Raw genomic sequence first — 25859 nt, forward strand, 5'->3', positions numbered from 1 at the left:
TGTCGACTCAGCGAGTGTGGTAAGTCGGCAGGTCGAAGCGGTGCTGACTTTGCAGCATCGAAATGGCCGGCAGTTCACTGGCTTGTGCGGCGAGATCGCGGCGAATCGCGCTGATGACCCATTCGAGCTGAACTGGCGTGTGCAACTGGGCATAGGACACGGAGCGACGAATCTGTTTGCCCTCGTGGTTGCGCAACGACAGCAATACACCGCCGTCAGGACGCGGCTGGGTGGTGACTTCGAAATCGGAGAATACGGAAGCGAATTTTTCTTGAATGAAAGTCATGTCTAGCGGCTCCATTGCTCATGGGATAACAAGCTTGGAAGTACTAGTGCAGTGACTGTGCCAGTATTTGGCTTCAATAAAAATCGTTATAAATCAGTAAGTTACGAATTTTCAGATTTTTTTGTTTCGTGCAATTTGCATGAATGGCTGTTGGGCGTCCTGCATTTTGCGGGAGAAGAGGAGGGCAGTAAGGGGAAAATCGAGCGGTGTTGAAATCTCAGACAGCGTTATCCCGGATTTATTTCCGGACGCTACAGAATATTTCCACCGCGCCGACAGATGGCTATGTGCCGCAAGCGCGTCTCTTTTGACGAGCGAACATCGCTCAAAGCCAGTCTATAAAGGCGATCAATATTTATGCCCCGTCGCTGGTAGACCGAACTGGCATCGTGCAGTGACACGGAACTTGACCTCAGGCCCGGGTCTCTGAGATTTTCCGGCTCACATGATCGATCACGCGCAGGCCGTCTGCGCTACAGGAGTTACGCAATGTCTGAAGCACCTAACGTCCCCGGTTCCGCCACGCGCATGACCGACGAAGAGGCGCTGGAATTCGCCGAGCAGGTGTTCGACCGTGCGCGGGCCGGCGATGCCCAGATGCTGGATCGCTTGCTGGAGAACGGACTGACCCCCAATCTGCGCAACCACAAGGGTGATTCGCTGCTGATGCTGGCCAGTTACCACGGGCATCAGGATGCGGTGAAGGTTTTGCTCAAACACAAAGCGGACCCGGAGCTGCGCAATGACAATGGACAAAGCCCGATTGCCGGCGCCGCGTTCAAGGGCGATCTGGAAGTCGTCCGGATTCTGGTCGAAGGCGGAGCGGACGTTGAGGGCGCGTCCGCCGATGGTCGGACCGCACTGATGATGGCGGCGATGTTCAACCGCACGGCGATCGTCGATTACCTGATCTCCAAAGGCGCCAACCCCCACGTTCAGGACGCCAAAGGCGTCACTCCGTTGATGGCCGCTCAAACCATGGGCGCGACCGAGACCGCAGAACAGTTGACCCGGTTGGGCGTGTCAGGCGCCTGAAGCGATAGAGGCGCGCAGCATTTCCGGCTATTCTGCGCGCCTGTTTTTCGCCAGCGGACCACACGACATGAAAGCTTCACTCATCGAATTCATCAGCAAGATCAGCTCCGGCTGCATGAGCGACGAGGAAATCGAAAAAGTCGCCGATGAGGCCGCCCAGGCTTATGCCGACCCGCAAGGGTTTCTCGACGCCAACCCCGACATCAATTACGACGACACCTTTCCCATTCCCTTGGGCGAGTGGATCGTGGTGGGCAGCCTCCCGGAAACGGTGATGTTTCAGGCGGACACCTACATGGATCTGTTCAGTGAAATCACGGCGTCGTTCGGGCCCAATGTCACGTTCAACATCAAGCCCAAACAATTGGCCAAGGCCGAACCGCTGACCGCACTGAACCGAATCCAGATCCAGCTGGGCAGCATGAATAAAGAAATGGGCGGCTATGTGCTGATGAATCTCAGCGAGCCACTGGACGATGAGTTGCAGACGGTGCTGGTCTACGGCAATGACCGTGCGCGCGTGATGGAACTTGGCGTGGAGCTGGGCATTCTCATCGAACCGTCGCTCGAAGCGCTCAGAGCGCAGGAATGAAACGACAGGCACGGACTGCCTGATTGCGTTGAAAGCCGTGGGGGCTCAACGTCTGGCCCCCGGGCGACTTTTACTGCCGATTTTCAGACATCCAGGTTGGAGCCCGTGACGGGAGTCGACGGTTTCGCCTGCTTGAGGTCATCCACAACGTCCTTGCCCAGGTCCGAGACCGACTCCCAGGCCTGATCCATCGTGGTTTTCACTGTATCGGTGAGCTTGTCACGGGTCTGGCCGAACAGCTTGTCCTCGTGGCTGGTCTTGGGCAAGGCCGCGCCAATTGCGGCGCCCAGGGCAATGCCGATGGCGGCCAATGCCAATGGCTGCTCCTTGAGCATGTAATCGAGCGTGCCCTGCAGGTTGCGGCCCTGATTCAGAAGCGCATCCTGCGTGCGGTCAGCGGTTGACTTCAGCGTGTCGCGGGCATTCGAGGTGCCCGATGTCGCGCGCTCCTTGAGGTCACCCATTGTGTCACTCGCGCCCTCAGCCAGATGGCTGGCCTTTTCGCCGAGCTGGTGGGCCGATTGGCGCAGGTAATCTTTCGCACCGGTCAGCGAGTCACTGACGGCCGCAGCAGCGCCGCCTAACGTTTCGCCCACCTGACCGAGCACCGAAGGCCCGCTGCTGTGCGGGCGGTTGTTCTGACCGAGCATCAGCCAGCCGACGCCAACCGTGGCGAGAACGACCGGGACCGGGTTGTTTTTGATCGAGGTGCCGAGATTGGTGAAGAACTCGCCGCCGTTGTTCCGGGTGAACGCCAGCGCCTGGTCGAACAGCTGCCCCGGCGACAATTTGTTTTCCAGCGCATCGACAATGTTCTCGATATTGGCGCGCCGTGCGTCGATATCGCGCTCCAGCGTATCGGGGCTTCTGGGAACCTCGACATCGGGAACAGCGTCCTGCTCGAACTGCTCTTTGGTCGCAAAACTGCTTTCAGTGCTCATGAGACTTTCCTCTGAATAGCGTCTTTATCCTTGTTGAGGGCATGCATCGTGCGTTCAGGCGCGAGTTGGGACGGTTCGAGTTGTTTCTTGCCTGACTGCACCATCACGAAACCTGCGATCATCGCGACCGCCCCGACGATCAGGGCAGCCAGCCACGGGGCAACGTAGAGCGCCAGACCGTAGACGGCGGCCATGAGCAGAATCACCAGGCCTGCGAGCATGAATACCACGCCCCCGGCCACGGCTGCGGTCGCTGCTTTGGCGGTGTCGATGGAGGTTTTGATCTCGGCTTTGGCAAGCGCCAGTTCTTCACTGATCAGTGCGGGGACCTCATGCGCCAGTTGCCGCACGAGCCCGAGCACCGATTGCTCGCTGTCCGGGTTGCTGCCGCTGCTGCGCGGTACGTCTGGATTGATGGCCATCACAGCTCTCCTTTATTTGCGGGCTTGTCGGTGGACGTCTCGTCTGGCCTCGCCTGGGAGGCGTCGCGGTCGTTGTGATCGTCAAAACTGCCCATCTCGGCCCCCGATTGCTGAATCCCTGGCTCGTGGTCGGCGTCGGCGGTGGGCGCAGACGACATGCTCCAGCCGGGCGGGACCGACTGGCTGCGTATGACATCGTCGGTGTGCGGCGGGCGGACGGCGAGTTCTTCGTCAGCGGCGATTCTGGGGTCGAACGCGTCGTCTTCGGCATCGGCGCTGCGGGCTGTGGACTCAGGTGAAGAGGGCTGTGCCAGATCCGGTGTGCTGGCGCGCATGAAGCGCGAGAGGCCAAAGCCCAACGCAATGCTGCCCGTCAGAAACAGCGCCGGGTTATCGCGGGCCAGCCGCGACACCTGATGCAGCAGTTCATCGGCGCTTTTTCCGCGCAGGCTTCCGGCAAAGCTGCCCAGGCTGTCCGCGACATCAGTGATGTAATGAGACAGGCCCAATGTATCCTTGTCTTGCAGTTGTTCGGCCGCCGACGTCGCACTCCGGGCCAGATTTTCTATCTCGTCCGCCGCGCGCTGCCGATACTCGTCCAGATGTTCAGTCCCTTGTTCCCGCGCCGTGTCGAACAGTGCCTTGGCGTCGTCCTGCAGGGTGTGGAGTGCGTCATTGGGTGGCATGGAGCGCTGCTGCGCGCCGTCGCCGCCTTGGTTGATCGTGGGCATCTTAGTCACCTTCCTTCATAGAAAGAGATGCTCACCGCGGCTTCACTTCTGGCAGTTGCATCTCGCACGGCAGGAAATCTGCACGCTGTAAAGGGTTGAGCCGGGAGTAGAATCAGTAGTTCTGAAGGAGAGACGGACGGCGGCTGCATCTTTCGCAAGGGCGCTGCACACACCCGACGGAACCCTCATCGCGCCGCGCGACTCCTATCTGGGCAAGCCTTCAATAAGGAGCGACACCATGGGTTCCACCTTCAATGGTCTGGTTGGACTGATCATTCTGGCCCTCGACATCTGGGCCATCATCAATGTGTTGAAGAGCGGCGCCGAGACCGGCATGAAGATTCTCTGGGTGCTGTTGATCGTGCTGCTTCCGGTGCTGGGCCTGATCATCTGGGCAATCGCCGGTCCGCGAGGCAACGTTCGCATCTAGACGGTGGCAAGGATTCAGAACATCGACGCCTGATTGGCCTGTTGCGCAGTCAGGCGTTTTTCATGGGCGTCGCTGCGAGATTCGACCTGTCATGGCGGGCGACGTAGAATGCGCGCCTTTCTTGTGGGCGGCCCGCCGTCCTGTCATCAGCTTTAATCAGGGACCCATCCATGAGCGATTATCAAGAAACGTTGTACGAAGGCTACGGCCAACGCTTTCGCATGGAAAAAATGCTCCACGAAGTGCGCACCGAACATCAGCATCTGGTGATCTTCCAGAACCCGCGCATGGGCCGGGTGATGGCGCTCGATGGCGTGATTCAGACCACCGAAGCCGACGAATTCATCTACCACGAAATGCTCACGCACGTGCCGATCCTCGCCCACGGCCTGGCCAAGCGCGTGCTGATCATCGGCGGCGGAGACGGTGGCATGCTGCGTGAAGTCGCCAAACATGCGACCGTCGAGCACATCACCATGGTCGAAATCGACGGCACCGTGGTCGAGATGTGCAAGGAATTCCTGCCGAATCACTCCAAAGGTGCGTTCGAGGACCCGCGTCTGAACCTGGTGATCGACGACGGCATGCGCTTCGTCGCCAACACTCAGGAAAAATTCGACGTCATCATTTCCGATTCCACTGACCCCATCGGCCCTGGCGAAGTCCTGTTTTCGGAAAACTTCTACCAGGCCTGCCACCGCTGCCTGAACGAGGGCGGCATTCTGGTTACCCAGAACGGCACGCCGTTCATGCAGTTGAGCGAAGTTCAGACCACCGCCGGGCGCATGAATGGCCTGTTTGCCGACTGGCATTTCTATCAGGCGGCCGTGCCGACCTACATCGGCGGCTCGATGACCTTCGCCTGGGGCTCGACCAACACCCAGTACCGCAAGCTTTCCCTCGACACCTTGCGTCAGCGCTTTGCCGGCAGCGGCATCGTGACCCGCTACTACAACCCGGAAATCCATCTGGGCGCATTCGCGCTGCCGCAGTACGTATTGCAGGCCGTGAACAAACCGAGCAACGACTGAGGCTCGCGATGTGACGTTGATGCCTTCTGAATGGCTCAGGGGGCAGGACGCTTTGTAAGAAAATGTTTGAACATCATTGAAGCAACGGAATTTTCACCGGTTCTTCGGGAAAATTCCGTCGCTTGAAATCTGCCTGTCTCGCCATCGTTGCCGTCCGGCGCCCGTTCGCTCATGAAGAATGAACGGGATCGGTGGTAAACAGCCAGCGATCACGTAATATTTGCCCCCCGCGACCCCGTCCGGCGTTTCGATGTCACCGGGCGCGAAGGCTTTTGAACTTCAACCTGAATCCAACGGATCCCAAGACACATGGCCAACACGGACGCCCCGGCGCGCGCGCCGCAACCTACCGTCAGATCGCACCTGGCCTACACGCTATTGAGCGGTCTGGTGCTGATGATCCTGTACACCCTTTTGCGCATTGCGCTGCTGGTTTACAACCGTGAGGGGATTGGCGCGACGCCAGCCTCGACCTTCATCGAAGCGTTCGGCAATGGCCTGCGTTTCGACCTGCGTCTTGTGGTCTACATCCTGATTCCGCTGTTGCTGGCCCTGTTCAGCGCCCGCATGATGGCCGCCCGTGGCCTGTTCCGATTCTGGCTGACGCTGGTTGCCAGCCTGACCACGTTCTTCGGCCTGATGGAGATGGATTTCTACCGCGAATTCCACCAGCGCCTCAACGGCCTTGTGTTTCAGTACGTCAAGGAAGACCCGAAGACCGTTCTGAGCATGATCTGGTACGGCTATCCGGTCGTGCGCTATCTGCTGGCGTGGGCATTGCTGACCTGGGTGCTGAGCCTGGTATTCAAAGGCGTGGATCGCCTGACCCGTCCTCGTGGCGGTTTCAATGTTAGCCGTACCGGCAATCGCGTTGTCGCTCCGTGGTACACGCGCGTTGCCGTGTTCGTTCTGTGTCTGGTCGTGGCCGTGATTGCCGCTCGCGGCACGTTGCGTCAAGGCCCGCCGTTGCGCTGGGGTGATGCGTATACCACCGAATCGAATTTCGCCAACACCCTGGGCCTGAACGGCACGTTGACGCTGATCGCTGCGGCCAAGAGCCGTATGTCCGAAGATCGCGACAATATCTGGAAGGCGACGTTGCCGCAGCCTGAGGCTCAGCAGATCGTGCGCGACATGCTGCTGACCGACAACGACAAGCTGGTCGATGCCGATCGTGCAGCTGTCCGCCGCGATTTCACGCCGCCGCAAGCCAATACGCTGCCGATCAAGAACGTCGTGGTGATCCTCATGGAAAGCTTCGCCGGTCACTCGGTCGGCGCGCTGGGGGACGAATCGAACATCACGCCTTATTTCGACAAACTGTCCGAAGAAGGCCTGCTGTTCGACCACTTCTTCTCCAACGGCACGCACACCCACCAGGGCATGTTCGCCACGATGGCGTGCTTCCCGAACCTGCCGGGCTTCGAATACCTGATGCAGACGCCGGAAGGCAGCCACAAGCTGTCAGGCCTGCCGCAGTTGCTGAGTGCGCGTAAATACGACGACGTTTACGTCTACAACGGCGATTTCGCCTGGGATAACCAGTCCGGTTTCTTCAGCAACCAGGGCATGACGAACTTCATCGGTCGTAACGATTTCGTTAATCCGGTGTTCTCCGATCCTACATGGGGCGTGTCCGACCAGGACATGTTCGACCGTGGCGCGCAGGAGCTCAAGGATCGCGAAGCCAAGGGCAAGCCTTTCTATGCCTTGCTGCAGACGCTCTCCAACCACACGCCTTATGCGCTGCCGGCCAACCTGCCCGTTGAACGGGTCACCGGCCATGGCACGCTCGATGAACACCTGACCGCCATGCGTTACTCGGATTGGGCGCTGGGTCAGTTCTTCGAGAAAGCCAAGAAAGAGCCTTATTACAAGGACACGCTGTTCGTGGTCGTGGGCGACCATGGTTTTGGCAACAACGAGCAGATCACCGAGATGGACCTGGGTCGTTTCAACGTGCCGATGCTGATGATCGCGCCGGGCCTGCAGGACAAGTTCGGCAAGCGCAGCAGCATCGTCGGCACACAGATCGATATCGTCCCGACCATCATGGGCCGCCTGGGTGGCGAGACCGTTCATCAATGCTGGGGTCGCGACCTGCTGAACTTGCCTGCTGGCGATCTGGGCTTTGGTGTGATCAAGCCGTCAGGCAGCGAACAGACCGTTGCGCTGGTGACCGGCAACCGCATCCTGATCGAGCCAAAGGAAATGGAGCCGAAGGTCTACAGCTATGAGCTGGGCACCAAGCCCCACGCCGAAGTGATGCCCAACGCGGCGGATGTCGGCGAGTTGCGCAAGAAGCTCGACAGTTTCCTGCAGACCGCTACCAAGAGCCTGCTGGATAACACCGCCGGTGTGAAAGACGCAAAACCGCAGTAAACCTGCACAATGAAAAACGCCCCGGTCTCGGGGCGTTTTTTTTTGCCTTGGCGAACGATGAGTTCCCCGCAGGCACGAATTCATTCGCGATTGAATATTCAGGCGCTGAAGGTGCAGCGCCCGCACAACCCCTTCGCGAATACATCCGCTTCTACCCACACGTGCATGTCGGTAAGTCGCGCTATCAGAGGACCGAGAAGTTGTAGCTGAGAATCACGCGGGTTTCGTCGACGTCGCGGGCGAAGTTTTCGTAGTTGCTGCGGAAGGTTGCGTTGCGCAGGCGGATGCTCAGGTCTTTGAAGGTACCGGTCTGCATCACATACTTGACCTCGGTATCACGTTCCCATTCCTTGCCTTCGCTGTCGCTGCCAGCCACTTTAATGTTGTCGCCGTTGACGTAGCGGGTCATGAAGCTCAGGCCGTTGAAGCCGATCGCCTTGAAGTCGTAGTCGTAACGCAGTTGCCAGGAGCGCTCTTGAGCGGCAGCGAAGTCGTTGATCTGGATGTAGTTGACCAGATACGGGTTGGTGCCATCCAGGTAAGGCATCGACGTGTCGCCGATCATGGTCTGCCAGCCAACGGTCAATTTGTGGCCGGCCACAGCGTAGGCGAGCAGGGTGCTCAAGGCCTGGTTGTCGATCTCGCCGGCCCGGGCTGAGCCGTCATCATGGCTCTTGATGAAATGCACATCGGCGGAGGCCACACCCGGCCCGACCTTTTCGCTGCCGAGCAAGCCGACATAGTGCTGGTGATAGACGTTTTCCAGCGCCGCGTAGTGGTATTGCGCGGTGATGGCGGGCGTGACCTTGTAATCAACGCCGTACATGTCGAAATGGTTGCCCGTGATGTCGCTGGTGTAGCGCTTGTTCTTGCTGTTGAGGCGAATGTCCTGCGAGTCGGTCGAGTCCCGCGCGGTGTAATGATCCAGTCGCGAGGCCATGAACTTGAAGCCAGGCAGGTCTTCGGATGTCAGCATGCCGCCATTGAACATGGTCGGCAGCAGACGGCCATCGTTGTATTTGAGCAGCGGCAGGTCGGGCATCATTGCGCCGTATTTGAACACCGTCTGCGAGTAGCGCACCTTCGCCGCGGCGCCGAACTTGGCGTATTCGCCTTTGGATTTGCGTGGGTTGCGGCCGCTTGACGGCAACAGACCCGTGCCACTGCGGTCCGGGCTTGAGTCCAGTTGAAAGCCCGCCATGCCCAGCGCGTCGATGCCGAACCCGACAGGTCCTGTGGTGTAGCCCGACTGAAAGTTCAGGATGAAACCCTGCGCCGCTTCTTCGCGCTTGGACGCCCCTTGCGGATTGGAGCTGCTGCCATCCCGGAAATCACGGTTGAAATACATCGTGCGCGATTCGATGTTCGCCTTGCTGTCTTCCAGAAAACCTTCGGCGTAAACCGGGGCAGTGACGCTCGCGAACAATGACAGCGTGCCAAGACCGACAAGCGTGCGCGGGCGGGTGCGGCCAATAAGCATGAGGAACTCCAGATCAGGTGGGAATGACCGACGTTGAGCGTGCGCACGTGCGCGATCAGCAAGGCGGAGCATCGGATGGGCGCGCAGTATGGTGATTCGGGCTTTTTTAGCCCATTACACTTTTGTATAGCGCGCCCTCTCTGCAAGGCCCGATTCAGAGCAGTTTCGGCGCAGAAAACGAACAGATGCAGCGCGCGCTGGCAGTGATCATTCCCGTTGAACGTCACTGATACCGCAGGGTCAAGATCAGTAGGCCGTTTCCACGGCTCTCACTGAGGAGACATTGATGAAAGTCTGGACTATTTCGTTTCAGGATAAAGATGGCGTGCAGCAGACCCACGATCTTGAATCCGAGCAGCGTCCAAGCGAGGAGGAAGCTGCGCGGTATTTGCGCCCGATTCTGTTCCCCGTCGTCAGCGAGCTCGATCTGAACGATCTGGACGGTCGATCAAACGCCCCTACGGCGGAAGTCTTGAAAGAACAGAACGCTGTGCAAATCATTTCCATCGTCGAGGCATCATGAGTCAGCCTCGACGATCCATTACCGCCAATTGGCAACACGCCACCAATGGGCGTACTCTGCAATCGAGGCCGGTGAAGCACTTACCCGATTCTGTTCGCGTGGTGCCTGATTTGTAACAGCAGCATCGGCCTTGTCAGCGACATGCTTGAGTCCCGGGCAGCGGATGAACTGCTGCTCTACGCCGCGCAACAGCGGGCGTTTCGGGATCGTTGAAACTCTATCTATCGTTGCATAGGAGGACGTTTCATGAGCACGACCTATCAAGAAGACATCAGCAGTCACGTACTGCGCCGCATGAAAGAAGGCGGTTTCGACTTCGCCAGTATCCATCCAATCGAGTTCTACGCCATATTCCCGGACGAGGAACGGGCGCGTCAGGCGGCAGAAAAATTCCGAGGTGAATCCGTCAACGTCCAGCTCAACGCCCGGGAGGATGGGGCGTGGTACCTGGAGTTGAGCAAGTTGATGTATGCCACGTACGACGGCATAGGAGATTTCGAGCAGGACTTTCAAAGCGCCATCATCGGCCTCGACGGTGAGGTTGAAGGATGGGGCGTGAAGCAGGAGATCAAGCGACTGCACTGAGTGCTGGCCGCTTGCTCAGACGCACTGTGTGACGGTGAGGGTCGAACGAGCGCCGGGCAGCGGTCGAGGCCAGATAGATCAACTGGCGATCGACCGTTTCCATGCGAACGAATCGGCCCTCACGACTTTGCGTCACCCATCTGTTGAAGCATTCGGCAGGTGGGCGGCGGCAAAAACAGGGCAAAAAAAGCCGCTCGGGTGTGAGCGGCGTAAAGGGAATTTCGTGAATAGACGCGCGATGGCAGGAAACGCCCGGGTCCTCTGGACCACGTTCTCTGCGTTGATGGCGCGATTATCCGGAAACAAAATCCCGTCGGGAAATCAACTCTGGCTATGCTGCTAATAGATTTTTCGGCGGCAGGACGCTTCTCTATGAAGCGTAGGAGAATTGGTTAGAGCGCTTCTTGCACAGGAATGGTGCGCAAGCGTCTTCGAATTTATTCAACCAATTGATTTATAAGCGTTTATGCCGCTGGCACGGGCCTTGCGAAGACCCATGTGTCCATGGTGACAAGGAGTACGGCATGATCCGCACCTTTTATGATGAGATGTACGATGTAGACGGCGGTGTCCGTCCACATTATCGGGAATTCGCCCGCTGGCTGGGCGAAGCGCCGCCTGAGTTGCTCGCTCAGCGTCGACGTGAGGCCGATCTTTTGTTTCATCGCGCCGGGATTACTTTCACGCTGTACGGTGACGAGCAGGGAACCGAGCGACTGATTCCCTTCGATACGATTCCTCGCAGCATCCCCGCCAGTGAATGGCGCGTGGTCGAACGCGGCTGCATTCAGCGCGTCAAGGCGCTGAACATGTTTCTCGCCGACCTTTATCACGACCAGCGCATCATCAAGGCCGGCATCATCCCGGCCGAACAGGTGCTTGCCAACGAGCAGTACCAACTGGCGATGCAGGGCCTGAACCTGCACCGCGACCTGTATTCGCACATCTCCGGCGTCGATCTGGTTCGCGACGCAGACGGCACCTATTACGTGCTTGAAGACAATCTGCGCACGCCCAGCGGCGTGAGCTATATGCTCGAAGACCGCAAGATGATGATGCGGCTGTTCCCCGAGCTGTTCGCCGCCCAGCGCATCGCTCCGGTCGATCATTACCCGAATCTGCTGCTCGACACCCTCAAGAGCTCCAGCCCTCTGGATAACCCGAGCGTCGTCGTGCTCACGCCGGGACGGTTCAACAGCGCGTTCTTCGAGCACGCGTTTCTGGCGCGCGAGATGGGTGTCGAACTGGTCGAGGGCGCGGATCTGTTCGTGCGCGATGACCGTGTCTTCATGCGCACCACCGACGGGCCGAAAGCAGTCGACGTGATTTATCGCCGCCTCGATGACGCGTTCCTCGATCCGCTGGCGTTCAACCCCGAATCGATGCTGGGTGTGCCGGGCCTGTTGTCGGCTTATCGCTCAGGCAATGTAGTGCTGGCCAATGCCATTGGTACTGGCGTGGCCGACGACAAGTCGATCTATCCGTTCGTGACCGACATGATCCGCTTCTACCTCGACGAGGAGCCGATCCTGAAGAACGTGCCGACCTGGCAATGCCGCAAGCCCGAGGAGCTGTCTCACGTGCTGGCCAACCTCGGCGATCTGGTGGTGAAGGAAACCCAGGGTTCCGGCGGCTACGGCATGCTGGTGGGGCCTGCCGCCACTGCAGCCGAGATCGAAGCGTTCCGCGCGCGACTCAAAGCCAAGCCCCATGCGTACATCGCTCAACCGACCTTGTCCCTGTCGACCTGTCCGACCTTCGTCGAGAACGGCATCGCCCCGCGACACATCGACCTTCGCCCATTTGTCCTGTCTGGCCGCGAAACCCGCGTCGTACCGGGCGGACTCACGCGCGTGGCGTTGCGCGAAGGGTCGCTGGTGGTGAACTCGTCGCAGGGTGGCGGAACCAAGGACACCTGGGTGGTCGAGGATTAAGGATGCCTGCCAATGCTAAGTAGAACTGCCTCGGATTTATATTGGATGTCGCGGTACCTGGAGCGGGCCGAGAACCTCGCGCGGATGCTCGACGTCAGTTACTCGTTATCATTGATGCCCCAGGACGGGCGCGGCGACGGCTTGAATGAACTCGCCATGCCGCTGTTGATCACCGGAACGCTAGACGATTACCTGGAGCGCCACGGCGAGTTGCATGCCGAACGCTTGCTGCATTTCTTCGCCCTGGACGCAGCCAACCCCGCCAGCATCTTCAGTTGCCTGGCCGCCGCGCGGGCCAGTGCCCATGCCGTGCGTGGGCGGATTACCGCGGACATGTGGGAAAACATCAACGCGACCTACCTGGAAATTCGCGGCATCGCTGAACAGGGCCTCAGCCGTTATGGCATGAGCCGTTTCTGTGAGTGGGTCAAGGAGCGTTCGCACCTGTTCCGCGGCGCGACCTACGGCACCATCATGCGTAACGATGCCTTCCGTTTCATTCGCCTGGGCACCTTCATCGAGCGCGCCGACAACACCATGCGCCTGCTCGACGCCCGCTATGAAATGCTCGAGCTGCGCGGCCCGGCAGCCAATGCGGCAGCAGACAGTTCGGCGGCCGGTTATTACCAGTGGAGTGCGTTGCTGCGCGCGCTGTCGTCATTCGAGGCCTACACCGAGGTCTATCGTGATGCGCCGGGTGCGCGGCAGGTTGCCGAGTTGCTGTTGCTGCGGGCCGACATTCCCCGTTCGCTGCGCGCCTGCCTGGAAGAACTGGACATGATTCTGGCGAGTCTGCCGGGTGCCAATGGTCGTCCGGCGCAGCGTCTGGCGGCCGAACTCGATGCGCGGCTGCGCTACACCGGTATCGATGAAATCCTCGCGGAGGGGCTGCACGAATGGTTGAACGAATTCATTCCGCTGCTGGCCCAACTGGGTAACGTTATCCACACTTCTTATCTGGAGGCTGCATGAGACTCTCGATTAGCCACGAGACCACCTATCACTACGACGATCAGGTCCGCGCCAGCATCCAGTATTTGCGTCTGACCCCACACGACAGCGAGCGCCAGCAGGTGCTCAGCTGGCAACTGGCTTTGCCGCGTCCGGTGCGTGCGCAGATCGATCCGTTCGGCAATATCCTGCACGTGCTGACCATGGACGAGCCCCATGAGGCCATCGTCATCGGCGCGCGGGGCCAGGTTGAGATCGATGAAACGCGAGAGGCCGAGCATGAGAGCCAGTCTTCGCTGCCGTTCCTGCGCTTCACCCGTTTGACCGAGGCTGACGAAGCGATTCGCAGTTTCGCCGCCAAGGAAACGAAAAAACGCACGGATCGCAATGCCTTGATCGACTTGATGCAGGCGTTGAATCAGCACATCACTTACACGCCGGGCGCTACGGCCGTCGACACCAGCGCGGCGCAGGCCTTTGCCAACCGCGCTGGCGTGTGTCAGGACCATACCCACGCATTTCTCGCCTGCGCCCGCAGCTTGGGCGTGCCGGCGCGGTATGTGTCGGGCTACCTGTACAGCGACAGCAGCGAGCACCTGGCCAGCCATGCCTGGGCCGAAGCGTGGATCGACGACGCCTGGTACAGCTTCGATGTGACCAACCGGCTGGCGATTCCGGAGCGTCATTTGAAACTCGCGGTCGGTCTCGATTATCTGGACGCCTGCCCGGTACGCGGCATGCGTCGCGGCGGCGGTTGCGAACAGATGCACGCGAAGGTCGTAGTGTCGCCTTCGGCGCCGATTGCGGTGCCTGTTGCACAGCCCGTGGTGCAAATGCAGGTACAGCGGCAGTCCTGAATGCGATGAAGCGCTTCATTCCGTGGGAGTGGGCGCGCCTGCGAGGGCTGGTTTCCAGAGACTGCATCTCCACAATATGCACCGGCCTCTTCCCGGCTGAAGCCGGTCCTACAGACGCTGTGAGGTATTAGTAGGACCCGGATTTAGCCGAGAAGGACGGTCCTACAGACGCTGAGAGCTTCTCGTAGGACCGGCTTCAGCCGGGAAGGCGTCGGGTGTCATGCCGCTGATCGATGGCGTTGAAGGCATCTGGCTCACGCCCACATCAATTTCCGAGCTTCCCGAATTCCCTGGCCGACACAAATCCTGTGGGAGCGAGCTTGCTCGCGAAGGCGTCAGGCGATACGCCGCTGATCGAACGGGAGTTAAAGAAACCCGGCTCACGCTCTAACTCATGGGCTAGCTGCTGAACCTGTAACCTTTCTGGCAGCCATGTGCTTCAGATAACTCACCACCTGGCCCAATTCCTCATCCGACAGCACCTCTGGCGTGATCGCCGGCCTCTTCGCCTGTGGCCACTGGCGCAGGGCTTGCGGGTTGCGGATGTACAGCTTGAGATAATCGCCGGCGAAGTATTCGGTGGGGTTATGAGGAATGTTCAGGTCCGGGCCGAGCTGCGAATCCCCCGCACCGTTCAAGCGGTGGCACGCGAAACAGTTCTTCTGAAACAGCGCAAACCCCTTGTTCACCGGATCGTCCGCCGCAAGCTTCGCGTCGGGCAGCAGGGCCGGGAAGCGCTCGGCCACCGGACTCAGCAGGCGAATCCTGCCAACGGCGAAGGGCCATTGCTCGGGGCTGATCCGGCTGGCGGCAGGGTCGGTCCACACGAGATAAAACGGCCCTGCGCCGGGCTTGTCCTTGCTCAGCCCGGGCCAAGGGTGTGCGGGGTCTTCGATGGCCAGCCAGGCCCTCGACCCGCTCTCGTGCAGCAAGGGCGCGGCCGGTATTTCGGCCGCGAAGCCGTCGGTGGCGATCGCCTGGAGGTGCGCGTCGACGGGCACCCCTTTCAGCAGCGCAGCCATCGGCACAGCGCGATAGTGCATGGTTCGTTTGTAGGAAACATCGTCGGGAATGTCGATGTCTTGCGCTTGAGGGTGTTCGAGCAGTTGCGCTGTGCTCCACGTGCGCGAGCCATTGCCGAGGTCAATCGTCAACTGAGCGGCATGAACGGGCAGGGCAGTCAGGATGCTGGCCAGCATCAGAAATAAACGCAAAACCGGCTACTCCGCAGGATCGTCAGTGACGTCGTAGAGCGCGTTGTGCAACTCATCGTAGGAACCGCCGTTGATGATGCTGGTGTAACCGGCTTTCTTCAGCTGGTCCTGAGCCTTGCTGGCGCGGGCGTCGCTGGAACTGAAGATCACCAGCACCAGGTTGCGATCGGTCATGACCTGCTTGAGCTGATTGACCAGACGCCGGTCATCGACGCGCACGGCGTTAAGCACCGTCCCCGATTCGTAATCACTCTGGCTGCGAACGTCGATGGCAAGTTTGCCCTCCTTGATCGCTGCCACCGCCGCAGCCTGCTCAACCGGCCCGGCGTGTGCCGCTGCACTCAAGCCCAACGCAAAAACTGCCCACCACTGACGCATGTGTCCATCCCTCTGGCTGAATGCAGAAAGGGTGGCACAAATGCAATTCGCCGCAAGTCCTTGTGATGAGGTCAGCCAAACAATCGGGTCAGATTGGGCAAAATCAGCAGCAGCGTGGTGGCGAAAACGATGAGTCCGGCCTGACGTACTTTTGAGCGTTTGAACATGACGTATGCCTTTTCTTGTTATTCCTGAGCGACAAAAGCTCTCCGGCTTCGGCGATGGCAGAAGCGGGCAGCTGGCAAAGGTGAGTCAAAGAGCAGATGTCCCGATCAATGAATCGCGGACGGCGGGCGCTGAAAGAATCGGTTTTTATTGCGCCTCTGCTACAGACTTAACCTTAGAGCCCGCGTGCAGCGCGCCTTAGATCGCTTGGGTATTTCCCGTTTCACTCTACCTAGTGTAATAGGTATAAGGCGCAATGCCACCGCGCAGACATTCCCTTGCTAGACGCTTTCGGACTAAACGATTCACTTCCTGTAGCGAGCGACCGTTCGTCTGACCCCGAAATGTCCTACAAGCGGCTACCCTACAAGGCGGTCAAGGGCGCTGATCGTTTTGATCATTGCATCCGTGGACATGCCAGCTATGGTAACGGCGGCACGCAGCAGACCTATTTCCAGCAGGCCATTCGAGCAGAGCGCGAGGACAGGATGATCGAGGCGTTTATTTTCGATGCGCTACGCACACCGCGTGGCAGGGGCAAGGCCGATGGCGCGCTGCACAGCGTCAAGCCGGTCGACCTGGTGGCCGGGCTCTTGAAGGCGTTACAGGTGCGCTGTCATCTGGACACCAGTCAAGTGGATGACATCGTGCTCGGTTGCGTCACGCCCGTCGGCGATCAGGGCGCCGATATCGCCAGGACGGCCGCACTGGTTGCCGATTGGGCAATAGAGGTGGCCGGTGTGCAGGTCAATCGTTTCTGTGCCTCGGGACTTGAGGCGGTGAACCTTGGCGCCATGAAGGTCCGCTCCGGGTTCGAGGATCTGGTCGTGGTCGGTGGCGTCGAATCGATGTCACGGGTGCCGATGGGCAGCGATGGCGGCGCCTGGGTGCTGGACCCGCAGACCAACCTGCACACCCATTTCACCCCTCAGGGCATTGGCGCAGACCTGATCGCAACGCTGGAAGGCTTCACGCGCGAGGACGTCGACCGGTTTGCGCTGCAGTCCCAGCAGAAAGCCGCAATGGCCCGGGAACGAGGCGCTTACCGGCGCTCGCTGGTAGCGGTCCGCGATGCCAACGGCATGCTGATGCTGGATCATGACGAGTTCATTCGCGCCGACACCACGCTTGAAGGCCTGGGCAGGCTCAAGCCCAGTTTCGAAGCCATCGGCAAGCTGGGTTATGACGCCACGGCGTTGCGCGTCTACAGCCACGTCGAGCGCATCGAGCACGTGCACACACCGGGCAACAGTTCCGGCATCGTCGATGGGGCGGCGTTGATGCTGCTGGGTTCGGCGCAAAAAGGGCAGGCGCTGGGGCTGCGGCCGAGGGCGCGAATCGTGTCCGCTGCGGTGACCAGCACCGATCCCACCATCATGCTGACGGGGCCTGCGCCGGCGACGCGCAAGGCGCTGGCCCGGGCGGGGCTGAACATCGAGGACATCGACTTGTTCGAGGTCAACGAGGCCTTCGCATCCGTGGTGCTCAAGTTCATCAAAGACATGGGTGTCGACCCTGCCAGGGTCAACGTCAACGGCGGGTCCATCGCCTTGGGCCATCCATTGGGCGCCACCGGCTGCATGATCCTCGGTACGTTGCTCGATGAGCTGGAGGCGCGGCAGTTGCGCTACGGCCTGGCGACGTTGTGCGTCGGCGGCGGCATGGGAATCGCGACCATTATCGAGCGGGTCTGACCTGCCGACGCAGCCTTCGCAGCGCTTGCCGACGGCTGCCCCGGTTGAGCAACCCACATTCGAAACCGTTTCAGGAAGAACGACCGCATGACTGATGCCATCGCGTATGAAATCGGCCCCGACCAGATCGTCACGCTGACCCTGGACATGCCTGGCCAGCAGGCGAACACCATGAACGCTGTCTATCGGCAGGCGATGGGTGAAACCCTCGAACGGCTCCAGCGCGATCGCGACGACATCCTCGGCGTCATCATCAGGTCGGCGAAAAAAACCTTTTTTGCCGGTGGCGACTTGAACGAACTGATCCAGGTCGACACCTCGCGTGCCGCGTGGTTTTACCAGATGACGCTGGACCTCAAGGCCCAACTTCGTGCACTGGAAACCTTCGGCAAACCGGTGGTCGCGGCCATCAACGGCGCAGCGCTCGGCGGCGGCTGGGAGTTGTGTCTGGCGTGTCATCAGCGCATTGCCCTGAACGAAAAGCACGTGCGCCTTGGTCTGCCCGAGGTCACCCTGGGCCTGCTGCCCGGCGGTGGCGGAACCGTGCGTCTGGTGCGCATGCTGGGCCTTGAAAAAGCGCTGCCGTTGCTGATGGAAGGTCGCAACCTGAGCGCCGCGCAGGCGCTGAAAATCGGGCTGATCGATCAGATCGCCAGCGATGCCGACGACCTGATCGCCAAGGCGCGCGACTGGATCCGCGCCAATCCGGCGCCGGAAAAGCCCTGGGACCGACCTGGCTTTCAGATTCCCGGTGGCGGGGTCAGTCATCCTAAAGTGGCGCAGATGCTCGCCATTGCCCCTTCGATCCTGCGCAGCAAGACTCAAGGCTGCTACCCCGCGCCGGAAAAAATCCTGGCCGCGGCGGTGGAGGGCGCACAGGTGGATTTCTCGACGGCGGAGAAGATCGAAGCGCGATATTTCACTGAGCTGACCACCGGCCAGATCGCCAAGAACATGATCGGTTTCTGGTTCCAGCTCAATCAGGTCAATGCCGGGGAGTCGCGGCCCAAGGCGCCTCCGGTCTATCACATGCGCAAGGTGGGCATTCTCGGGGCCGGCATGATGGGCGGCGGGATCGCCTACGTGACCGCGCTGGCGGGCATCGATGTGGTGCTCAAGGACCTCAATCTGGCGGCTGCGCAAAAGGGCAAGGATTACTCAGTGCGCCTGCTCGACAAACAGGTGACGCAGGGACGGATGACCCCGGAGCAGCGCGATGCAGTGCTCGCGAGGATCAAGACCACTGGCCGCGACAGTGATCTGGAAGGGTGCGACCTGATCATCGAGGCGGTGTTCGAGGAGCGCGAGCTCAAGGCGCAGGTCAGCGCCGCTGCCGAGCAAGTGGTGGTACCGAACGCGGTCATTGCCTCCAACACCTCGACGCTGCCGATCACCGGGCTGGCCAGTGCGGTGAGTCGTCAGGAGCGTTTCATCGGCATGCACTTCTTCAGTCCGGTGGACAAGATGCGGCTGGTGGAAATCGTCAAAGGCGCGCGCACCAATGACATGACCCTGGCCCGTGCCTTCGATTTCGTGCAGCAGATCAACAAGACCCCCATCGTGGTCAATGATGCGCGAGGCTTTTTCACCTCCCGGGTTTTTGCCACGTTCACCAACGAAGGCATCGCCATGCTGGGCGAGGGCGTCAATGCCGCGATGATCGAAACCGAAGCGCGCAAGGCGGGCATGCCTGTGGGGCCGCTGGCGGTTTCTGACGAGGTGTCGCTAAGCCTGATGAGCCACATTCGCCAACAGGCGCGCAAGGACCTGGAAGCGCACGGCGAAACCCTCGTCGAGCATCCGGCAAATGCGGTGGTCGAGCTGCTGGTGAATGAGTTTCAGCGTGCAGGCAAGGCTGCCGGTGCGGGTTTCTATGACTATCCGCAGGACCAGCCCAAGCGCTTGTGGTCGCAGCTCAAGGCCAGATTCGAGAAGCCCGAGGCGCAGATCGGTGGCCAGGAAATTCGCGACCGCCTGCTGTTCATTCAAGCTATCGAAACCGTGCGTTGTCTGGACGAGGGCGTGCTGCGCTCGACTGCCGACGCGAACATCGGCTCGGTGTACGGCATCGGATTCCCGGCCTGGACCGGCGGCGCGCTGCAGTTTATCAATCAGTACGGCCGCAAGGATTTCGTCGCCCGCGCGCAGTACCTGGCGGAACACTACGGAGACCGCTTCGCGCCGCCTGCTTCGCTACTGGAAATGGCCCTGAACGGCAAACGCTTCCAGGCACGGTCTGTTGATTGAGGGCCGCGAACCGTCTGCACGCTTTGGACAGCCTCGGTTCAGCCTCGCGCAGCGTCACGACGCAAACGGGTCTTGCCTTGCTCCAGGCTTCAAGGCAGGCTTGGCTGTACGCATTTTCGCTTTGTCGCTTCAGGAATTTCTATGTCGTTACGCATCTGCATTCTAGAAACCGACGTTCTTCGCCCTGAACTGGTCGATCAATATCAAGGTTATGGGCGGATGTTTCAGTCGCTCTTCGCCCGTCAGCCGATTCCCGCCGAGTTTGTGGTTTACAACGTCATGCAAGGGGATTATCCGCCCGATGCCGAGCAGTTCGATGCGTACCTGATCACCGGCTCCAAGGCCGATTCATTCGGCACCGATCCGTGGATTCAGACCCTCAAGACTTACCTGCTCGACCGCTACAAGCGGGGCGACAAGCTATTGGGCGTGTGCTTCGGTCATCAGCTGCTGGCCCTGTTGCTGGGCGGCAAGACCGAGCGCGCGACGCAGGGTTGGGGCGTCGGCATCCATCATTACGACCTTGCCCCGGCCAAGCCGTGGATGACCCCGGCGATGGACAAGCTGACCTTGCTCATCAGTCATCAGGATCAAGTGACCGCGCTGCCGGAAGGCGCGACGGTGCTGGCATCCAGCGACTTCTGCCAGTTTGCCGCCTACCACATCAACGATCAGGTGCTGTGTTTCCAGGGGCATCCGGAATTCATCCACGACTATTCACGCACGCTTCTGGACATTCGTCAGGAAGCGCTGGGTGAGCAGGTCTACAGCAAGGGCATCGCGAGCCTTGAAGAAGACCACCACGGCACCGCAGTCGCCGAGTGGATGATGCGCTTTGTGGCCAATAAGCCTCAGGTGGCCTGATCGTTCGACGCGCGCCCCGTTCGGTCAGGGCGCGCAATGTCGGTCATTCGGGCCGTCACAGCCAGCCCGAGCGCTTGAAGCTCGCAAACAAGATCCCGCACCCGCTGACAATTACGCCCAGCACGACAAAGTAGCCGTAGTGCCAGCTCAGCTCCGGCATGTTCTGGAAATTCATGCCATAGATCCCGGCGATCGCGGTGGGAAACGCGAGAATCGCGGCCCAGGCGGCGAACTTGCGCTGGGTCAGGCTTTGTCGCGATGACTCCAGCAACAGGCCGATCTCGATGGTCTGGCTGGCGATGTCACGCAGGTTGGCGAGGTCCTCCATCTGCCGTTTGACGTGAATTTCCACGTCGCGGAAATACGGCCGCATGTTCTTGTCGATGAACGGAAAGCTGAGTTTCTGCAACTCCTCACCGATCTCTACCATCGGCGCCACGTAGCGGCGCAAACGCAGCAGATCGCGGCGCAGGCTGTGAATCCGGTGAATGTCGGCTTCGTTGAGTTCGGAGCTGAGCACGCTGTGCTCCAGTTCCTCCAGCTCGCAGTGGATGGCCTCGGTGACCGGCTGGTAGTTCTCGGTGACGAAGTCCAGCAGCGCGTAAAGCACGAAGTCTTCGCCGTGCTCCAGCAACAGTGGCCGCGCCTCGCAGCGTTGACGGACCAAGCCATAAGACTTCGAGTCGCCGTTGCGCGAGGTGATGATGTAACCCTTGCCAGCGAAGATGTGGGTTTCGATGAACTGCAGTCTGCCGTTCTCGCGGATCGGCGCGTACGTCACGATGAACAGCGCGTCGCCGAAGGTTTCGAGCTTGGGCCGGCTGTGGACCTCCAGCGCATCTTCGATGGCCAGTTCGTGCAGGTTGAACTGCTTTTGAAGCGTCGCCAGTTCCTGAGCACTGGGCTGCTCAAGGCCGATCCAGACGAAGTGTCCGGGCTTGGCCGCCCAGGCAGCGCCTTCGTCCAGCGTGATGTTGGTGACTTTCTTCCCGGCGGTATAGACGGCAGCCGCAACAACTCGACCCATGGTGATCTGCTTCTTCTTCTGAGGATTCGCTGCGCAGCTTAGCGCGCTCTCCAGTTCAGAGTCGGCGAATCTCAGCGAGTTCGAGGGTTTTGTGTCAGCTGTTCAGCTGCCGTTTGGGCGGCGGGCACCGGGTTGCGCAGTTGCACGTCCATCTGCTCGATGCTCGCGCGCATCTGGCTGTGGCACTGCTCGATCAGCGCCGGGATATCGTCGCCGGTCAGGCCGGTGGTGGAAATGGCCGGCAACGAGCGAATCATCACCTGGCCGCTGTCCCAGGCGTTCAGTTGCATGTCGCGCACGTAGGTGCTGACGCATACCGGAACGATGGGCACGCCGGCGTCGATGGCCATCTGAAACGCGCCCCGCTTGAACGGCAGCAGGCCCTTGCCCAGATTGCGGGTGCCTTCGGGGAATACCCAGATCGAGGTGTCCTGGTGTTGCAGGGTTTCGGTGGTCTGCCTGATCGAATGCCGAGCGCGCAGCGGGTTGCCGCGATCGATCAGTACATTGCCCGCTAGCCAGAACAGCTGGCCGAAGAAGGGCACCCACTTCAGGCTTTTCTTGCCGATGCAGACTGTGCGCGGCGGCACGATATTGCCGAGGATGAACAGGTCGTAATTGGACTGGTGATTGCAAATGATCACGCACGGGCGGGTGCGTTCGAAGTGCGGCGCCATCTGGGCCTTGAGGCGCAGGCGCAGAATCCACATGGCGGGCAGGGCGTACAGTCGCGCGCACAGACGGCTGTTGTCCGGGTTGAAAGGACGGCAGATGCCGATCAGCAGGCCCAGCAAGCCGGCAAGGACAAAGTGCAGACCCATCAGCGACATACGCAGAACGAACAGCATGCAGACCACCCTGGAAATAAAAGGTGGCGCAGTTTACGGATGTGCACTCAAATCGGCAATTGGCCGACGGACAGATGGTTTGACCGTGTTTAAGCAGATGTTTCCGAAGCGTCTCGGACAACGCATCTGGCCATTCCCCCAGGAGCTCAGCGCGCCTGCGGCTGCGGGTGGCAGTCGCTGGCCGTTGCCAACGCGCAGCGCCTGATCATCAGCACGCTGAGTCCTGCAGGAAAAGAAGGTCAGTCAGGCATCATTGAAACTGATGCTGGCGATCCAGTTCGATGGCCTTGTCCAGCGTCTCTAAGAAGTCCTTGCGCACCTTGAGTTTGGTTTGCTTGTGCGCCCTCATGTTGATCTTTTTCAGCTGCAGGGCGACGGTGCGGGCGGCGTCGGTCAGTTCTTCGGCTGTGACGACCTTGTCCAGGAAGCCCGCCTGCAGCGCGCCTTTGGGGTCAAACATCTCGCCATTGATCACGGAGCGACCAAAAGCGCTTTTGCTCAGTCGGTCGCGAGCCAGTTCGATTCCCGCGTGGTGCATGGTCATGCCGATCTGCACTTCGTTCAGTCCGATGCTGAACGGCCCCTCAATCCCGATCCGGTAATCCGCCGACAGCAGCAGAAATGCGCCTTTGGCCACGGCATGGCCGCTGCACGCGACAACGATGGGAAAGGGGTGCGATAACATGCGCCGCGCCAGGGTCGAGCCTTCGGCCACCAGATCCAGCGCGGCCTGAGGGCTGGAGGTCATGATTTTCAAGTCGTAGCCGCCCGACAGAATGCCTGGCTGGCCGGTGATGATGACGACGGCGCGGTCCTTCTCGGCCTGATCCAGAGCGGCATTGAATGCGGCAATCACGTCGTTGCTGATGGCGTTGACCTTGCCGTTGCTCAGAGTCAGTGTGGCGACGCCGTCTTCCAGTTGATAGGCGACCAGATCACTCATGGGGCGAGTCCTTTTTTGTTTTGAAGTGGCGCAGACGTTACTCACCCGTCGAGGCCAGGTAAAGCGTAAAGGGTGACCGATGAGTCAGGGATTCGGGCCGCGTGGAGGGCAGTGAAGGTCGCGGCCCGAAGTGGGGAGGGGGGTGGCTCAGACTTCGAGCGTGTTCAGCTCGCAGTACTCGTCCCAGTCCATGTCAAGCGCCTCGGCGGCCTCCTTGTGCACCGCCAGTCGCAGCGCTGCGACTTCGTCCTCGGATTTGTCGCTGAACCGCAAGGCCAGCTCCCAGGTTTCAAGGTTCACGGCTTCGGCTTCGTCTTCGAAGGCCCAGCGAATCTGGTCTTGCTGATCTTTCAGGCTCAGACCTGAGATTTCTTCCTGCAGAGCCGGGTTGGTCACGATGTATTTCGGCAGGGCAGCTTCGATCCATTCTTCTTTATTCATGTGAGGTAGATCTCCTGTGGTTCGAGCTGACGTTTTTCTGTTGTCGGGATTGTGACGCGAATCGCGATTGTGCTGGATGTGACCGATGCGCGCCACCCACAGGCGGGCCGTCGGTCGGTAGCGGAAATGAAAAGGCCTGCTCAGCGGCAGGCCCTGTCTTTATCTGCCCCGGGGATTCAGCCGATCGCCATGGGTTTCTTGTCGTTGCGATGAGCGTTTTCGCCCAGCAGCGGGTGCGGCCCGTGATCGCCATAAACGCCCACCGGTTCCGGGAAGGTGCGCAGCAGCGTTATGTACAGCAGCGCTGCCAGGCCCAGCGTAATCGGCAGGCTGATGTCGATGCCGCCGGCCAGGTTGCCGAGTGGACCGACGAACTGACCCGGCAGGTTGACGAAGCACAGGCCGACCGCCGCGCTGGGAATCCAGGCGCCCAGGCCGCGCCAGTTCCAGCCGTGCTCGAACCAGTAATGCCCGCCGCTCTGGCCGCGGGTGAACACTTGCAGGTCAGCCGGGTGATAAAAGCCACGGCGGATGATCAGTCCCAGCACCATGATGACGATCCATGGCGATGTGCAAGTGACGATCAACACTGCGAACGTGGACACGCTCTGCACCAGATTGAAGGCGAAACGTCCGATGAAGATGAAGGCGATGGCCGCGATCCCGATCAGAATCGTCGCCTGAGCGCGATTCAGCAGACGCGGGAACATGCTCGACATGTCCAGACCCGTGCCGTACAGCGAGGTCGTGCCGGTGGACATGCCGCCGATGATCGCGATCAGGCAGACCGGCAGGAAGAACCAGCTTGGAGACACCGCGAGCAGGCCGCCGACGTAGTTATTGTCGGTAATGTATTGCGGCGCCTGGGTGGCAACGATCGTGGCCGTGCACAGACCGAACAGGAACGGGATCAAGGTGCAGAGCTGTGCCAGAAACACCGAGGCCATGATGCGTTTTTTCGAGGTATGACGCGGAATGTAGCGTGACCAGTCGCCGAGAAACGCGCCGAACGACACCGGGTTGCTCATGGCCAGCAATGCCGCGCCGATGAACGCGGCCCAGAACCCTTCGCTGCCCTGACTGACGGTGCCGGCGAACCCTGCATCGAAGCTGCCGCTGAAGGCCACGATGCCCAAGAGAAACAGCAGGCTGGAAGCAAACACCGCGATCTTGTTGACCCACAGCATGAAACGGAAGCCGTAAATGCACACCACCAGGACCAGCACGGCAAATACGCCGTAGGCCAGCGCCAGCGTCAGGTCGTTTTCCGGCAGGCCGATCATCCGCTTGGCGCCGCCGATCAATGCATCCCCCGAGCTCCACACGGACAGCGAGAAAAACGCCACGGCGGTCAGCAGCGAAAGAAACGATCCGACGATGCGCCCGTGTACGCCGAAGTGAGCGCCAGAGGAAACCGCGTTGTTGGTGCCGTTGAGTGCGCCGAACAGGCCCATCGGCGCCAGGATGATCGAGCCCAACACGATGCCGAGGATGATCGACCAGACGCCTGCCTGGAAGGACAGGCCGAATAGCACCGGAAAGCTGCCGAGCACGGCGGTCGCAAAGGTGTTGGCGCCGCCGAAGGTCAGGCGAAACAGATCGATGGGAGAAGCGTCGCGTTGATCATCGGGGATCTGTTCGACACCGAATGTTTCGATGCTGGTGGTGGGGTGTGACATGAGATGTCCTGCACGCTGTCGTGTTGTTATGAGGCTGACACGGAATGTCGGCCCGTTTTTCGACCGGACGTCGCCCGGTCGTGGCATTGGCAGTGGTCGGCAGTCCGACCGTAAAAGGGATGTAGCGGTGGTTGGTGTTGGAAAAGGTCAGGCGGCGCCTCTTCGGGCACTCGCCGCGT

General features: G+C 60.2%; 25 protein-coding genes. 13 read left to right on the top strand and 12 right to left on the bottom strand.

Going from position 1 to position 25859, the window contains the following annotated elements; translation table 11 throughout:
* Positions 1–7: 7 nt before the first annotated feature.
* On the bottom strand, positions 8–286 hold the full coding sequence (locus AAGQ88_RS08830) for a DUF3509 domain-containing protein (protein WP_093467128.1): 279 nt from the start codon (positions 284–286) through the stop codon (positions 8–10).
* A gap of 489 nt (positions 287–775) precedes the next feature.
* On the opposite strand from AAGQ88_RS08830, the gene AAGQ88_RS08835 reads away from it, so the two are divergent.
* Both AAGQ88_RS08835 and AAGQ88_RS08840 read left to right on the top strand, forming a co-directional pair.
* Positions 776–1321, top strand: a complete 546-nt coding sequence (locus AAGQ88_RS08835) for an ankyrin repeat domain-containing protein (protein WP_342655018.1) — start codon at positions 776–778, stop codon at positions 1319–1321.
* A 67-nt stretch (positions 1322–1388) separates the two neighbouring features.
* The gene (locus AAGQ88_RS08840; RefSeq protein ID WP_342655019.1) at positions 1389–1913 is read left to right on the top strand and encodes a hypothetical protein; all 525 of its coding nucleotides are present in this window, start codon (positions 1389–1391) and stop codon (positions 1911–1913) included.
* 83 nt (positions 1914–1996) lie between these two features.
* Here the strand turns inward: AAGQ88_RS08840 and AAGQ88_RS08845 are convergent, their stop codons facing one another.
* The 3 genes from AAGQ88_RS08845 to AAGQ88_RS08855 are packed head-to-tail and all read right to left on the bottom strand — an operon-like array spanning position 1997 to position 4007.
* Complete coding sequence (locus AAGQ88_RS08845; RefSeq protein WP_342655020.1) at positions 1997–2854, bottom strand: DUF3618 domain-containing protein; 858 nt, start codon at positions 2852–2854, stop codon at positions 1997–1999.
* Positions 2851–3276: a phage holin family protein gene (locus AAGQ88_RS08850; RefSeq protein WP_093467139.1), complete on the bottom strand. Its 426-nt coding sequence runs from the start codon at positions 3274–3276 to the stop codon at positions 2851–2853. The genes AAGQ88_RS08845 and AAGQ88_RS08850 overlap by 4 nt, the downstream gene beginning before the upstream one ends.
* A complete protein-coding gene (locus AAGQ88_RS08855) occupies positions 3276–4007 on the bottom strand; it encodes a hypothetical protein (protein ID WP_342655021.1) in 732 nt (243 codons plus the stop codon). The genes AAGQ88_RS08850 and AAGQ88_RS08855 overlap by 1 nt, the downstream gene beginning before the upstream one ends.
* 238 nt (positions 4008–4245) lie before the next feature.
* Between AAGQ88_RS08855 and AAGQ88_RS08860 the strand changes: the two genes are divergently transcribed.
* From AAGQ88_RS08860 to AAGQ88_RS08870, 3 genes are all read left to right on the top strand, one after another.
* Complete coding sequence (locus tag AAGQ88_RS08860) at positions 4246–4437, top strand: PLDc N-terminal domain-containing protein (protein ID WP_024688144.1); 192 nt, start codon at positions 4246–4248, stop codon at positions 4435–4437.
* Positions 4438–4607: 170 nt separating this feature from the next.
* Positions 4608–5468: a polyamine aminopropyltransferase gene (gene speE, locus AAGQ88_RS08865; protein WP_342655022.1), complete on the top strand. Its 861-nt coding sequence runs from the start codon at positions 4608–4610 to the stop codon at positions 5466–5468.
* A 309-nt stretch (positions 5469–5777) separates the two neighbouring features.
* Positions 5778–7850 carry an LTA synthase family protein gene (locus tag AAGQ88_RS08870; RefSeq protein ID WP_342655023.1) on the top strand — a complete coding sequence of 691 codons (2073 nt, stop codon included), beginning with the start codon at positions 5778–5780 and terminating at the stop codon, positions 7848–7850.
* A 184-nt stretch (positions 7851–8034) separates the two neighbouring features.
* Here the strand turns inward: AAGQ88_RS08870 and AAGQ88_RS08875 are convergent, their stop codons facing one another.
* Complete coding sequence (locus AAGQ88_RS08875; RefSeq protein ID WP_342655024.1) at positions 8035–9330, bottom strand: OprD family porin; 1296 nt, start codon at positions 9328–9330, stop codon at positions 8035–8037.
* A gap of 286 nt (positions 9331–9616) precedes the next feature.
* On the opposite strand from AAGQ88_RS08875, the gene AAGQ88_RS08880 reads away from it, so the two are divergent.
* The 5 genes from AAGQ88_RS08880 to AAGQ88_RS08900 all read left to right on the top strand — a co-directional run bounded on the left by AAGQ88_RS08880 (position 9617) and on the right by AAGQ88_RS08900 (position 14180).
* Entirely contained in the window at positions 9617–9853 is a 237-nt protein-coding gene (locus tag AAGQ88_RS08880) for a hypothetical protein (protein ID WP_093467157.1), read from the top strand.
* Positions 9854–10099: 246 nt separating this feature from the next.
* On the top strand, positions 10100–10438 hold the full coding sequence (locus AAGQ88_RS08885) for a ribonuclease E inhibitor RraB (RefSeq protein ID WP_093467160.1): 339 nt from the start codon (positions 10100–10102) through the stop codon (positions 10436–10438).
* Between the two features lie 524 nt (positions 10439–10962).
* Positions 10963–12372 carry a circularly permuted type 2 ATP-grasp protein gene (locus AAGQ88_RS08890; protein WP_093467163.1) on the top strand — a complete coding sequence of 470 codons (1410 nt, stop codon included), beginning with the start codon at positions 10963–10965 and terminating at the stop codon, positions 12370–12372.
* A 12-nt stretch (positions 12373–12384) separates the two neighbouring features.
* Positions 12385–13344, top strand: coding sequence for an alpha-E domain-containing protein (locus AAGQ88_RS08895; RefSeq protein ID WP_093467166.1), 960 nt, complete (start codon positions 12385–12387; stop codon positions 13342–13344).
* On the top strand, positions 13341–14180 hold the full coding sequence (locus tag AAGQ88_RS08900; protein WP_093467169.1) for a transglutaminase family protein: 840 nt from the start codon (positions 13341–13343) through the stop codon (positions 14178–14180). The genes AAGQ88_RS08895 and AAGQ88_RS08900 overlap by 4 nt, the downstream gene beginning before the upstream one ends.
* A 392-nt stretch (positions 14181–14572) precedes the next feature.
* On the opposite strand, the gene AAGQ88_RS08905 is transcribed toward AAGQ88_RS08900, so the two are convergent.
* A complete protein-coding gene (locus AAGQ88_RS08905) occupies positions 14573–15394 on the bottom strand; it encodes a cytochrome c (protein WP_342655025.1) in 822 nt (273 codons plus the stop codon).
* A 6-nt stretch (positions 15395–15400) separates the two neighbouring features.
* Entirely contained in the window at positions 15401–15772 is a 372-nt protein-coding gene (locus AAGQ88_RS08910) for a rhodanese-like domain-containing protein (protein WP_342655026.1), read from the bottom strand.
* A gap of 653 nt (positions 15773–16425) precedes the next feature.
* Between AAGQ88_RS08910 and AAGQ88_RS08915 the strand changes: the two genes are divergently transcribed.
* The 3 genes from AAGQ88_RS08915 to AAGQ88_RS08925 all read left to right on the top strand — a co-directional run bounded on the left by AAGQ88_RS08915 (position 16426) and on the right by AAGQ88_RS08925 (position 20742).
* Positions 16426–17631 (top strand): acetyl-CoA C-acetyltransferase, encoded by a 1206-nt coding sequence (locus AAGQ88_RS08915; RefSeq protein ID WP_342655768.1) that lies wholly within the window; start codon positions 16426–16428, stop codon positions 17629–17631.
* Between the two features lie 87 nt (positions 17632–17718).
* Complete coding sequence (locus AAGQ88_RS08920; RefSeq protein ID WP_342655027.1) at positions 17719–19878, top strand: 3-hydroxyacyl-CoA dehydrogenase NAD-binding domain-containing protein; 2160 nt, start codon at positions 17719–17721, stop codon at positions 19876–19878.
* 141 nt (positions 19879–20019) lie between these two features.
* Entirely contained in the window at positions 20020–20742 is a 723-nt protein-coding gene (locus AAGQ88_RS08925; RefSeq protein ID WP_285425713.1) for an amidotransferase, read from the top strand.
* 55 nt (positions 20743–20797) lie between these two features.
* Here AAGQ88_RS08925 and AAGQ88_RS08930 read toward each other — a convergent pair whose 3' ends face one another.
* The 5 genes from AAGQ88_RS08930 to AAGQ88_RS08950 all read right to left on the bottom strand — a co-directional run bounded on the left by AAGQ88_RS08930 (position 20798) and on the right by AAGQ88_RS08950 (position 25680).
* Entirely contained in the window at positions 20798–21769 is a 972-nt protein-coding gene (locus tag AAGQ88_RS08930; RefSeq protein WP_342655028.1) for a magnesium and cobalt transport protein CorA, read from the bottom strand.
* 71 nt (positions 21770–21840) lie between these two features.
* The gene (locus AAGQ88_RS08935; protein WP_342655029.1) at positions 21841–22617 is read right to left on the bottom strand and encodes a 1-acylglycerol-3-phosphate O-acyltransferase; all 777 of its coding nucleotides are present in this window, start codon (positions 22615–22617) and stop codon (positions 21841–21843) included.
* 250 nt (positions 22618–22867) lie between these two features.
* Complete coding sequence (locus tag AAGQ88_RS08940; RefSeq protein WP_342655030.1) at positions 22868–23560, bottom strand: crotonase/enoyl-CoA hydratase family protein; 693 nt, start codon at positions 23558–23560, stop codon at positions 22868–22870.
* 147 nt (positions 23561–23707) lie between these two features.
* Positions 23708–24001, bottom strand: a complete 294-nt coding sequence (locus AAGQ88_RS08945) for a DUF6388 family protein (RefSeq protein WP_093467192.1) — start codon at positions 23999–24001, stop codon at positions 23708–23710.
* A 176-nt stretch (positions 24002–24177) separates the two neighbouring features.
* Positions 24178–25680 (bottom strand): cytosine permease, encoded by a 1503-nt coding sequence (locus tag AAGQ88_RS08950; RefSeq protein ID WP_342655031.1) that lies wholly within the window; start codon positions 25678–25680, stop codon positions 24178–24180.
* Positions 25681–25859 lie beyond the last annotated feature (179 nt).

This window comes from Pseudomonas sp. F3-2, assembly GCF_038804275.1.
GTDB lineage: Bacteria > Pseudomonadota > Gammaproteobacteria > Pseudomonadales > Pseudomonadaceae > Aquipseudomonas.

Excerpts from the sequence above, each read along its gene's own strand:
- AAGQ88_RS08895 (WP_093467166.1), top strand. The coding sequence starts at position 12,385 with ATGCTAAGTAGAACTGCCTCGGATTTATATTGGATGTCGCGGTACCTG.
- AAGQ88_RS08870 (WP_342655023.1), top strand. The coding sequence starts at position 5,778 with ATGGCCAACACGGACGCCCCGGCGCGCGCGCCGCAACCTACCGTCAGA.
- AAGQ88_RS08845 (WP_342655020.1), bottom strand. The coding sequence starts at position 2,854 with ATGAGCACTGAAAGCAGTTTTGCGACCAAAGAGCAGTTCGAGCAGGAC.
- AAGQ88_RS08835 (WP_342655018.1), top strand. The coding sequence starts at position 776 with ATGTCTGAAGCACCTAACGTCCCCGGTTCCGCCACGCGCATGACCGAC.
- AAGQ88_RS08855 (WP_342655021.1), bottom strand. The coding sequence starts at position 4,007 with ATGCCCACGATCAACCAAGGCGGCGACGGCGCGCAGCAGCGCTCCATG.
- AAGQ88_RS08945 (WP_093467192.1), bottom strand. The coding sequence starts at position 24,001 with ATGAATAAAGAAGAATGGATCGAAGCTGCCCTGCCGAAATACATCGTG.
- AAGQ88_RS08920 (WP_342655027.1), top strand. The coding sequence starts at position 17,719 with ATGACTGATGCCATCGCGTATGAAATCGGCCCCGACCAGATCGTCACG.
- AAGQ88_RS08840 (WP_342655019.1), top strand. The coding sequence starts at position 1,389 with ATGAAAGCTTCACTCATCGAATTCATCAGCAAGATCAGCTCCGGCTGC.
- AAGQ88_RS08875 (WP_342655024.1), bottom strand. The coding sequence starts at position 9,330 with ATGCTTATTGGCCGCACCCGCCCGCGCACGCTTGTCGGTCTTGGCACG.
- AAGQ88_RS08925 (WP_285425713.1), top strand. The coding sequence starts at position 20,020 with ATGTCGTTACGCATCTGCATTCTAGAAACCGACGTTCTTCGCCCTGAA.
- AAGQ88_RS08830 (WP_093467128.1), bottom strand. The coding sequence starts at position 286 with ATGACTTTCATTCAAGAAAAATTCGCTTCCGTATTCTCCGATTTCGAA.
- AAGQ88_RS08940 (WP_342655030.1), bottom strand. The coding sequence starts at position 23,560 with ATGAGTGATCTGGTCGCCTATCAACTGGAAGACGGCGTCGCCACACTG.
- AAGQ88_RS08910 (WP_342655026.1), bottom strand. The coding sequence starts at position 15,772 with ATGCGTCAGTGGTGGGCAGTTTTTGCGTTGGGCTTGAGTGCAGCGGCA.
- AAGQ88_RS08885 (WP_093467160.1), top strand. The coding sequence starts at position 10,100 with ATGAGCACGACCTATCAAGAAGACATCAGCAGTCACGTACTGCGCCGC.
- AAGQ88_RS08880 (WP_093467157.1), top strand. The coding sequence starts at position 9,617 with ATGAAAGTCTGGACTATTTCGTTTCAGGATAAAGATGGCGTGCAGCAG.
- AAGQ88_RS08915 (WP_342655768.1), top strand. The coding sequence starts at position 16,426 with ATGATCGAGGCGTTTATTTTCGATGCGCTACGCACACCGCGTGGCAGG.
- AAGQ88_RS08950 (WP_342655031.1), bottom strand. The coding sequence starts at position 25,680 with ATGTCACACCCCACCACCAGCATCGAAACATTCGGTGTCGAACAGATC.
- speE (WP_342655022.1), top strand. The coding sequence starts at position 4,608 with ATGAGCGATTATCAAGAAACGTTGTACGAAGGCTACGGCCAACGCTTT.
- AAGQ88_RS08930 (WP_342655028.1), bottom strand. The coding sequence starts at position 21,769 with ATGGGTCGAGTTGTTGCGGCTGCCGTCTATACCGCCGGGAAGAAAGTC.
- AAGQ88_RS08860 (WP_024688144.1), top strand. The coding sequence starts at position 4,246 with ATGGGTTCCACCTTCAATGGTCTGGTTGGACTGATCATTCTGGCCCTC.
- AAGQ88_RS08935 (WP_342655029.1), bottom strand. The coding sequence starts at position 22,617 with ATGCTGTTCGTTCTGCGTATGTCGCTGATGGGTCTGCACTTTGTCCTT.
- AAGQ88_RS08900 (WP_093467169.1), top strand. The coding sequence starts at position 13,341 with ATGAGACTCTCGATTAGCCACGAGACCACCTATCACTACGACGATCAG.
- AAGQ88_RS08850 (WP_093467139.1), bottom strand. The coding sequence starts at position 3,276 with ATGGCCATCAATCCAGACGTACCGCGCAGCAGCGGCAGCAACCCGGAC.
- AAGQ88_RS08890 (WP_093467163.1), top strand. The coding sequence starts at position 10,963 with ATGATCCGCACCTTTTATGATGAGATGTACGATGTAGACGGCGGTGTC.